This window comes from Mixta sp., from assembly GCF_024610815.1.
Lineage (GTDB): Bacteria > Pseudomonadota > Gammaproteobacteria > Enterobacterales > Enterobacteriaceae > Mixta > Mixta calida.
The window spans coordinates 1-10,037 of the sequence record NZ_JANION010000196.1 but is presented as its reverse complement, the minus strand read 5'-3'; the positions used below and the strand labels follow the sequence as shown (position 1 = coordinate 10,037).

At 57.2% G+C, this 10,037-nt stretch carries 10 protein-coding genes and 1 pseudogene; all 11 read right to left on the bottom strand.

From position 1 onward, the window contains the following. Positions 1 to 912 (bottom strand): flagellar hook-associated protein FlgL (gene flgL / locus MYY08_RS15005; protein ID WP_288014761.1); only part of this gene is annotated, 912 nt, incomplete at its 3' end. Between the two features lie 55 nt (positions 913 to 967). After that, complete coding sequence (gene flgK / locus MYY08_RS15000) at positions 968 to 2,632, bottom strand: flagellar hook-associated protein FlgK (protein ID WP_288014759.1); 1,665 nt, start codon at positions 2,630 to 2,632, stop codon at positions 968 to 970. A gap of 104 nt (positions 2,633 to 2,736) precedes the next feature. Continuing rightward, complete coding sequence (gene flgJ, locus MYY08_RS14995; protein WP_288014757.1) at positions 2,737 to 3,669, bottom strand: flagellar assembly peptidoglycan hydrolase FlgJ; 933 nt, start codon at positions 3,667 to 3,669, stop codon at positions 2,737 to 2,739. Further along, positions 3,669 to 4,787 carry a flagellar basal body P-ring protein FlgI gene (locus MYY08_RS14990; protein ID WP_052133980.1) on the bottom strand — a complete coding sequence of 373 codons (1,119 nt, stop codon included), beginning with the start codon at positions 4,785 to 4,787 and terminating at the stop codon, positions 3,669 to 3,671. Before MYY08_RS14990 ends, flgJ begins: the two co-directional genes overlap by 1 nt. A gap of 11 nt (positions 4,788 to 4,798) precedes the next feature. Next, entirely contained in the window at positions 4,799 to 5,458 is a 660-nt protein-coding gene (locus tag MYY08_RS14985; protein WP_288014763.1) for a flagellar basal body L-ring protein FlgH, read from the bottom strand. Between the two features lie 180 nt (positions 5,459 to 5,638). After that, entirely contained in the window at positions 5,639 to 6,421 is a 783-nt protein-coding gene (flgG, locus tag MYY08_RS14980; RefSeq protein ID WP_084971287.1) for a flagellar basal-body rod protein FlgG, read from the bottom strand. Positions 6,422 to 6,444: 23 nt separating this feature from the next. Further along, a complete protein-coding gene (locus MYY08_RS14975; protein ID WP_038629404.1) occupies positions 6,445 to 7,194 on the bottom strand; it encodes a flagellar basal body rod protein FlgF in 750 nt (249 codons plus the stop codon). A 13-nt stretch (positions 7,195 to 7,207) separates the two neighbouring features. Then, entirely contained in the window at positions 7,208 to 8,431 is a 1,224-nt protein-coding gene (gene flgE, locus MYY08_RS14970; protein ID WP_038629402.1) for a flagellar hook protein FlgE, read from the bottom strand. Between the two features lie 40 nt (positions 8,432 to 8,471). Beyond that, the gene (locus tag MYY08_RS14965) at positions 8,472 to 9,131 is read right to left on the bottom strand and encodes a flagellar hook assembly protein FlgD (protein WP_038629401.1); all 660 of its coding nucleotides are present in this window, start codon (positions 9,129 to 9,131) and stop codon (positions 8,472 to 8,474) included. 11 nt (positions 9,132 to 9,142) lie between these two features. Next, complete coding sequence (flgC, locus tag MYY08_RS14960) at positions 9,143 to 9,547, bottom strand: flagellar basal body rod protein FlgC (protein WP_038629399.1); 405 nt, start codon at positions 9,545 to 9,547, stop codon at positions 9,143 to 9,145. A 5-nt stretch (positions 9,548 to 9,552) separates the two neighbouring features. After that, positions 9,553 to 9,966 (bottom strand): annotated as a pseudogene (gene flgB / locus MYY08_RS14955) (flagellar basal body rod protein FlgB). Positions 9,967 to 10,037: the final 71 nt, after the last annotated feature.

Genomic DNA, 10,037 nt, shown 5'->3' with positions numbered 1-10,037 from the left:
GTTGAAAAGCGATATTTTCTGCATTGACTGGAAGACCATAAATGAAGAATTCAGCGAGAATTCAGCCAATTTCTGCTCCGTCACGAGGGTGCTGAGATTATCCAATCCCGTACCCAGCGTATCTTCCAAACGGCTTACTATATCGATCTTATGTTTATCTGCGCTGAGGCCCAACGCTTCCAGCTGCTGAAGGCTGGTCCCGACGCCCGCCTGCACTTTGCCCAGGTTATCGATATTCTTTTTAATCGCGATATTACTCTGGTCCAGCGTTGCCTGTAGCGCTTCGCGGCTTTCATCATCGTTCGCCGGCTGTTTTAGCGCTTCGATCGCATTATCCAGCGCCTTGAAAAGGTCATGTTCCGTACCGGAAAGGAAGACGTCGCTGCCGGTATTGCTGACCTGCACCTCCGTGCTGTCCGCCACGCGCTGCACCATCGGGGTATTGCCGCCAACGTAGTCGCCCTCTTTGGTAAAGGGCTCGCTGCCGGTGTTGTAGCCAGCAAAAATATAGCGGCCGTTGCTGTTGCGGCTGTTGGCTAAATCCAGCAGGTTATTGCGAATCCCCTCCAGCTCTTTTGCCAGCGCGGCGCGATCTTCGTTGCTATAGGCGCCGTTGCCTCCGGCGACGATCTTTTCCGACAGGTTTTTTGTGACCAGCGAAGCGATAGAGTTCAGAACGTTATCCTGCTGACCCAGCGCATCCTGCGCATACTGACGGGCCGTTTCATAGTGTTCAATTTTCGCCAGCGCATTCTGGTAGATCACCGCCTGCGAGGCGCCAGCCGGATCGTCCGAGGGTTTCAGCAGCGTCTGGTTGGCCGCCAGACGCGCAGAGATATCGTTAAATCTACCCAGGCTGGATGTCATGTTATTCATCTGGCGCTGATACATGTAAAGTGAGCTAAGCCGCATCTTCTTTTCCTTTCGCGTTATTCTTCACTGTCCTTTACGAACCGGGTTTGGCTTATTAACGGACGCTTAACAGCGTATCGAAAATAGTGATAGCCGTTTGCAGTACTTGCGCGTTGGCCTGGTAGTATTGCGTAAACATATTCATCTTAACGAACTCCTCGTTCGGATCGACGCCAGATACGCTTTGTTGCTGTAACTCCAGATTGTCATAGACGCTGGCGGCCGCCTTGCCATTACTTTTCAGCGTATTGACCGTAGAGCCGACGGAGCTTACCAGGCTGGCGTAAGCTTCCGTTAAGGTCGCTTTGCCGATCAGGGTTTCATCTTTAATCGCAATTAACTTTTTAACGTTTTCGTTATTGCTTTCTTCTTCGTGCTTATCAGAGCCGGAGGCAGCGATCTGGTCGCCATTTTTCAGCGCCACGTCAACGTTGTCCGCTACGCCGCCTGCTGAATTGAAAATAAAGCTGTCGCCCGCTTCAGGCTCGCCTTTTGGCTCGATCACGATGCCGTCGAAATGCAATTTGCCGTCGGCGTCAATTTCTGTTTTAACCGGTTGGCCGCTGCTATCGGTCACCACCCAGTCATTGGCGTTCGGTCCCTGATAAACCACGGTGTAATCCTGCACCTTTACCTGAGGGATCAGCGAATTGCCACCGGCGTCTTCATCAAAGCTGATATTCAGCGTCGCGTCGCCCTGGTTATTGCGGTTTACCAGCGCCACCGGATCGTTGATAGTGAAAATATCGCCGCCGGTTGCGCCGCTCTGATCGTAACCCGCTTTATTCACCTCGTTAAAGCGGTTAGCCATTTGCAGCGCCAGTTGATTCAGCTGATTGCGGGCGTCCACCAGATCTTCATTGCGGAATTTAAACAGGCCGGCCAGCTTGCCGGTGGTAATTTTATTTTCATCCAGCCTGATGGCGTTGCCTGCGGCATCAGTGTAAAAAACGTCGAACTTTGACGGATCGGCGGCAGACGGCGCGGTCTCAAACAGACAGGTTCTGTCGCCGTTCACCAGCGATATGCCGTTGGAGAGTGAAACGTTAACCTCGCCGGTGGCGCGATTCTCATCCACCTTGATGCCCACCAGTTCGCTGAGTTTGTTTAACAGCTGATCGCGCTGGTCGAGCAGATCGGCGGGCTGCCCGCCCGATTGCGCGCTGCTTTTATAGAGCGCGGCGTTAATGGTCGCCAGCTCTTTGGCGCAGGCGTTAATATCGTCAATGCTCTGCTTAATTTGAGTATTGGTGCTTTTTTCCAGGCCGTTGAGCGTGCGGGCGTTGGTGCGGAACTGAGAAGCGGTTGAGTTAAAAGCTGACATCGCTTCCTGGCGGGCCGCCATGCTGACCGGGTCGCTGCTGACTTTCTCCAGCGCACCGAAGATATTATTGAGCGAGCTGGAAAGGTTACTCGTTTTATCGCCCAGCATATTATCGATTTGCGCAATCTGCTCGTAGCGGCCAGACAGCGCGTTATATTCCGAGCTGGCGCTGCGCAGCTGATTATTAATAAACCCGTTATAGGCGCGCTGCACGCCATTGACCTGAACGCCATAACCGAAAAATCCATAGCTGGTATTTTTCCCGCCAGCCTGTCCCAGAACAATATTCTGCCGGCTATAGCCTGGGGTAGAGGCGTTATTCAGGTTGTTGCCTACTACATTTAAAGACGACTGTGCCGCGCTCAGGCCGCTTTGCGCCAGGTACATGAGATTCATAAATCACCCGCGTTCTTTCTGTGCGTAAATTCCGAGAAAATAAGTTTTTTATGGTGCTTTGATATATCTATCGGCGCGTAGAAAAATTACTAAAATCCACGCAATTAAAATAATGAAGTCAAATCGTTTTTATAGGCGCTCGCCGTTTTTTCAATATTTATTTTTATTTGTTGCATGATGCCGATCAATTTTTTGGCGTAGTTTGGATCGGTGGCGTAACCGCCCTGTTGCAGAGCATGGGCGGCCTGCTCTGGCGTTTTCGCCTGCATCACATTCTTATAACGCGAATGACGCGCCAGCAATGCGCTGTAATCCTGTAATGCTTCGGTATAGGAAGAGTAAACGCGGAACGCCGCTTTCACTTTGCGCGCTACGCCGTCGATATATTCGGTAGTGGTGATTTCCGTCGATTTCCCTTTCCAGTCCGGCGTCGCTTTAATGCCGAACAGGTTATAGCTTGGCTGCCCGTTCTGCTGGCGGATTTCCCGGTTGCCCCAGCCCGACTCCAGCGCGGCCTGCGCCAGAATTAGCTGATGCGGGATACCGGTGCGACGGGAAACATCTACCGCCGGCGCCAGCAGGCGAGAGATAAAGCCGCCGCCCTGCGTATGAGCGTGCGAGGCCGACACGGGCGCGGGCGCGGCGACCGCCGGGCTCTGCTGGCGGCCCAGCGGCCGTTCGTAAGGCAGCTGCCGCGTCGACAGCGCGACTGGCGCGCTGCCAGCAACGTTGAGCGGCGTGCCGCCCAGCTGTTGCACCAGCTTATCGGCCAGTCCGGTCTGTCCCTGCGCCGCCAAATCTTGCGACAGCTGCTGATCGTACATGGTGGTAAACATTTCCGACTGCTGCGAGTTAAACAGTCCATCTTTAAAGGTGGCCGCGCGCATGCTTTTCAACATCATCTGAACGAACAGCCCTTCCATCTGCTGCGCGGCGGCGCGCAGGCCACGCTGCGGGTCCTGCTTCGCCACCTGTTTCAGGTTTTCCAGCGTACGCGCATCGAAGGCGGCGCCCGGATTCATTGACGGTGCTTTCATCAGTTCATTTCCAGCTTCGCGTTCAGGCAGCCGGCGCTTTTCATCGACTGCAAAATCGACATCAAATCGTTCGGCGTCGCGCCCAGGCTGTTCAGCGCCCTGATCACCGCGTTCAGATCGGCGCTGGTGTTGACGCGTTGCAGCGCGCCGCCCTGCTCGCGCAGTGAAATCTGCGTATCGGGCACCACCACCGTCTGCCCGCCCGCCAGCGGCGTATCAGGCTGGCTGACCTGATTGCTGCGCGAAATCTCTACTGAGAGATCGCCCTGCGCCACGGCGCAGGCATCCAGCGTAACGTGACGGTTGATCACCACCGAACCGGTGCGCGAGTTGACAATGACGCGCGCCTCCATCGGCCCGGTTTTGATGGAGATATTTTGGATATCGGCGAGAAAACGCACCTTTTCCGCGTTGCCGATCGGCGCGAACAGCTTGATCACGCGCGCGTTTTCCGCCATTGCCGTGCCGCCGCCGTAGCGTCGGTTGATTTCATCGCTGATGCGCTGGGCCAGGCTAAAGTCTTCCTGGTTCAGCTGAAGGCGCAGCAGATTTTCGTTGCCGAACTGCGTGGGCACTTCACGCTCAACCGTGGCGCCGCCGCTGATGCGCGCACCGTTCAGCTGGTTGACCTGCACCCGACTGCCGCCGCTCTGCGCGCCCGCGCCCGATACCAACAGGTTGCCCTGCGCCAGCGCGTAGATCTGATTATCCACGCCTTTGAGCGGCGTCATCAGCAGCGTGCCGCCGCGCAGGCTTTTGGCGTTGCCCATCGAGGAGACCACCACGTCGATTTTCTCGCCCGCGCGGGCAAAGGGCGGCAGCTCCGCCGTCACCATCACCGCCGCGACATTTTTCAGCTGCATATTGGTGCCGGGCGGCACCGTAATCCCCAGCTGAGACAGCATATTGCTCAGGCTTTGGGTGGTGAACGGCGTCTGCATGGTCTGATCGCCGGTGCCGTCCAGACCCACTACCAGCCCGTAGCCAAGCAGCGAGTTACTGCGCACGCCCTGAATGGTGGTTAAATCCCGTATGCGTTCCGCATGGCTGTTCGGCGCCAGCAACACGGCCAGGCAGAGGCAGGCATGCAGAAAAAAGCGATAAAATGGCGTTCTCATAAATCAGCCTGTCAGAAAGGTGAAAGGTTAAGGAACAGGCGTTGCAGCCAGCCCATCTGCTGCGCTTCGTTGATATAGCCGCTGCCGACATATTCGATGCGCGCATCGGCCACCTGCGTAGAGATCACCGTGTTGCTGCCGCTGATGGTGCGCGGATTCACTACGCCGGAAAAACGGATAAATTCGGTACCCTGATTAATCGCGATCTGTTTTTCGCCCACCACCAGCAGGTTGCCGTTTTCCAGCACCTGTTTCACGGTAACGGTGATGGTGCCGCTGAAGGCGTTCCTGGCCGCCGCGCCGCCTTTGCCCGTGAAGTCATTTTCGCCTTCAATCGAAGTTGCGGCGCGATCGCCGCCGAACAGCCCGCTCATAAAGCGCGGCATCGCGTTAAAGCCCAGCCCCACCGAGCCGCCTTTGGTGGCGTTGGCCGACGAGCTTTTGCTGGCGCTGACGTTTTCCTGTAACAGGATCGTCAGGGTATCGCCGATATTGCGCGGACGGCGATCTTCAAACAGCGGCTGGTAGCCGTAGTTCATCGCCTGCCCGGTCTGAAATATCGATCCGTTGACTTCATTCAGCTGAGGCGGCGTCGGGCTGGCGGTGGTGACGCCCTGGACCAGCGGCTTATGGGGAATACCCGCGCAGCCGGTCAGCAGCGCGCCGAGCATCGTCAGCGTCGCCAAACGGCCTGCGGAAGCCGCCAGGCGGCTCACGGGATGAGAAGCGACGCGGGAGAGGGTGTTCGCGCCAGGCGGCATAAAGGCGGACGGATTTATCATGATATTCACTACGGTAAGTACAGATGCGAGCGGGCGCGGCCTGACGGTCGCGCCCAGCTCCCGCTACGATCAGAGCTGCGCCAGTCGCTGTAGCATCTGATCGGAGGTGGATACGGCTTTGCTGTTGATCTCATAGGCGCGCTGCGTCTGGATCATATTCACCAGCTCCTCGGCCACGTTGACGTTGGACGTCTCCACGTAGCCCTGTTTCAGCGTGCCCGCGCCGTTCAGCCCCGGCGTGGACTCATTCGGCGCGCCGGAAGACTGGGTTTCGCGGTAGAGATTTTCACCGATGCTTTCCAGGCCGGAGTCGTTGATAAAGGTGGTCAGCGTCAGCTGCCCAACCTGCTGCGGCGCGGTCTGCCCGGCCAGCGTGACGCTGACCAGGCCATCGCTGCCGACGGTCAGCGAACCTGCATCCTGCGGCAGCGTAATCGCCGGCTGGATCGGGTAGCCGCTGGCGGTCACCAGCTGTCCGTTCTGATCGATCTGGAACGCGCCGTCACGGGTATAGGCCGTGGTGCCATCCGGCAGCAGCACCTGGAAAAAGCCCTGGCCGCTGATGGCGACATCTTTCGCGTTATTGGTCTGCGTCAGACCGCCCTGGCCGTGAATGCGCTCCGTCGCCACCGGACGCACGCCGGTGCCGACCTGTAACCCGGAAGGGATGGTGGTCTGTTCTGACGATTGCGCGCCCGGCTGACGCAGCGTTTGATAAAGCAGATCTTCAAACACCGCGCGCTGACGCTTAAATCCGTTGGTGCTGACGTTCGCCAGGTTGTTGGTAATGACGTCCATATTGGTCTGTTGCGCTTCCAGACCCGTTTTGGCAATCCATAAGGCACGCATCATGGCAGGCTTCTCCTTGCCGGTTATTAACTTATGCTAAGCAGTTGGTTGGCGTTCTTGGCGTTGTCGTCGACGGTGGAGATGACTTTCATCTGCATGTCGAAGCCGCGCGCGGTGGCGATCATATCCACCATCGCCTTCACCGGGCTGACGTTGCTGCTTTCCAGCGCGCCGGGCATCAGCCTCAGCTCAGGATCGGCGGGCAGCACCGGATTCTCCTGCTGAGCGGGATCGACATGGAACAGGCCGTCGTCGCCGTTGCGCAGCATATAAGGCTGCGCCGTGACCATTTTCAGCCGTCCGACCAGCGCCAACGCGGTGGGCTCATCGCCTGCGCCCAGCGCAGTAATGGAACCGTCCGGCGCGATGGTCACCTGCGCCTGCGGCGGAATGGCGATCGGACCGCCGTCGCCCATCAACGGATAGCCTCTGACGCGCAGTAGCCCTTCGCTGTCGACTTCAATATTGCCGTCGCGCGTATAGGCTTCGCCGCCGTCCGGCAACTGCACCGCCAGCCAGCCGTTCTGCGGCATCGCCACATCCAGGCTGCGGTCGGTCTGGTTGATAGCGCCCATGGTGTAGTCGTTGTAGGGCGTTGATTCAGTAACCAGCACACGCGTGGCGTCGGTGGGGCCGTTGACCGGCACCGCGCGGTATGCGGTAAGCTGGGCGCGAAAGCCGTTGGTGGAGACGTTCGCCAGGTTATTCGCCGTGACCGCCTGACGGTTAAGCGCGGCGTTCGCCGCGCCCATAGCGGTATATATTGCGCGATCCATACCTTATCCGCCGTTATCCCAGGTTCACCAGGGTCTGCAACAGCTCAGACTGGGTTTTGATCGTCTGCGAGTTGGACTGATAGTTGCGCTGGTAAACGATCATGTTGACCATCTCCTGACTCAGATCCACGTTGGACGCCTCAAGCTTGTTGCCGTACAGGTTGCCCAGGTTACCGGTGCCCGCTACACCGATGACCGGCTGACCGGAGGATGGGGTTTCAGTCCAGCAGTTGTTGCCGCTGGAGGCGAGGCCGCCTGCGTTGGTGAAGTTCGCCAGCACCACCTGGCCCAGCAGCTGCTGCTGGCCGTTGCTGTAGGAGGCCATAATCTGGCCGTTGTCACCGATGGTATAGCCGTTCATCGAGCCTGGCGCATAACCGGTGGTGCTGGGGCTGTCCATCGCGGTATCGGCGGCCTGCTGCGTCATGCCGGTCATATCCAGTTCGAAATCCAGCGCGTCGGCGCCGTTATAGGCTGAGCTGACAATGCTGATGCGGGCCGGATTGGTAGTGAGCTGACCGGCGCTGTCGAAGGCGAGATCCATTTGCTGATACTCTTCTTTGCCGTCGTCACCGATTTTCGGCGCGGTGGTGTCATGGGTGTAGACTTTCCACGCGTTGTCGCCGGTTTTTACGAAGTAGACGTTCACCGTGTGGCGGTTGCCAAGGCTGTCGTAGGCGTCAACCTGGGATACCGAGCTATAGCTTTTGTTGTCTTTGGGATCGAAGGGGATATCGGCGGCGATCGGGTCCGTGCCAGAGTCGAGGTTGCCCGTCATCGTGCCGCCGTCAGAGGCGCGCGCCGGCATCTGCCCGGTGGGGATCTGGATCGGGCCGACCGCGGCGCCAGGCTGAATCGCTGGCGGCGTGCCTGTCGCCTGATAACCGGTGAGCTGCATACCCATATCGTTGACGATATAACCGTTCTCATTGGTTTTGAACTGCCCGTTGCGGCTGTAAAAAACCTGCCCGGCTTCGCTCACCAGGCGGAAAAATCCGTTCCCCTGGATGCCCATATCCAGGCTGCTGCTGCCCTGGCCCAGCACGCCATCGCTAAAATTCTGTTTAACCCCGGCCACCTGTACGCCCATGCCGATTTGCGATCCGGCAAAGACGTCGGCAAAAGAGATGGAGCCGGATTTAAATCCAACGGTCTGGGAGTTGGCGATGTTGTTGCCGACGACATCCAGCGCCTGCGACGCCGCGTTCAGTCCACTAAGACCTTGTGAAAAACTCATACGTAACCTTCCTGGCCGCTAATAAATGCTAAAACGGAAATTACTCAATCAGATAAACCTGGCTCAGCGTGGCGCTGCCGCCCAGTCCCAGTTGCAGTACCGCACCGGTCAGGGTGAAGGAGACGCTCTCCACTTTGCCATGTTTCAGGGAAACGATTTTTGGTGCAGAACCATCCTCGTTGGCAGCGGTATAGGTGACTTTGTAAGACTTGCCTTCACCTAACTCCGGCGTCGCCGGCTGGAACCCGGTCAGCTCGTCGAAGCGGTATTTATGCACGCCCGCTTTGACATCTTTCAGTTCAGCGGTATAGCTGTTGCCCTCGCTGTCGGTCAGCACCACGTTCACTTTATCGACGTCGTTTTCGACCGAGAACGCGAGCGTGTCTTCCGCTTTGGTGACGGTGCTGTCGCCTTCGGTATAAACGCTGCGTCCAACCCACTGCGCCGCGTTCATCTGCTGCATGCTGACCACCAGCTGGCCGACGTTATTCATTGAACTGTTCAGCTGCTGAACGCCCGCCGCCGTGTTGAACTGCGCCATCAGCGAGGTGAGCTGATTGTTGTCCATCGGGTTGGTGGGGTCCTGGTTTTGCATCTGCGCAACCAGCAGGTTCATGAAATTGTTAGTGATATCGTCAATCGATGAACCATTGGTATTATTGGCGGCGCTGTAATTACTGGTAACTGGCGAGACGGCCATTTCAACTCTCCTTATTGACCCAGCGTCAGCGTCTTCAGCATCAGCGCCTTGGCGGTATTCAATACTTCCACGTTGGCCTGATAGCTGCGCGAAGCGGAAATGGTGTTGACCATTTCACCCACGACATCCACATTCGGCATCCGCACGTAGCCACGGGCGTCCGCTAACGGATTGCCGGGCTCGTACACCATGCGATCCGGGGCGTTGCTTTCCACCACGTCACTGACCTGCACGCCGCCGATCTCCTGACCGGGCGCCTGATTGACGCGGAAAACCACCTGACGCGCGCGGTAGGGTTCACCGTCTGGCCCGACGACGCTGTCGGCATTCGCCATATTGCTGGCGCTGACGTTCAGTCGCTTCGACTGCGCCGTCATGGCGGAACCTGAAATATCAAAAATGCTGAATAAAGACATGACGATTAACCCTGACTGATCACGCTCATCATCCCTTTAATCTGGGAACCGAGAATGGTTAAGCTGGTTTGATATTTGATGTTGTTGTCAGCGAAATTAACTCGCTCACGATCCATATCGACGGTATTGCCGTCAGCGCTGGGCTGATCGGGAATCCGATATAATAAATCGGTCTAATTAAAGACCGTCGCCGTAGCCGGGATATGCCTGGCGGCGGTCAGGTTCAGCGTTAAGGGCTCAGTACGGCTGCGCTGCTGACTGACCGCCTGTTTAAGCTGCTGAGAAAAGTCGATATCCCTGGCTAAATAGCCCGGCGTATCGGCGTTAGCGATATTCGACGCTAAAATATCCTGCCGGCGGGCGAGTAAACTCAGCGCTTCCTGCTGAAAATAGAGTGCCTTATCGAGTTTATCCATCATGACAAGACGGGCCTTTTTTTACACGGAGATTAACGCAGAGGACTATAAAGGGGATTGGAAATAATCTATAC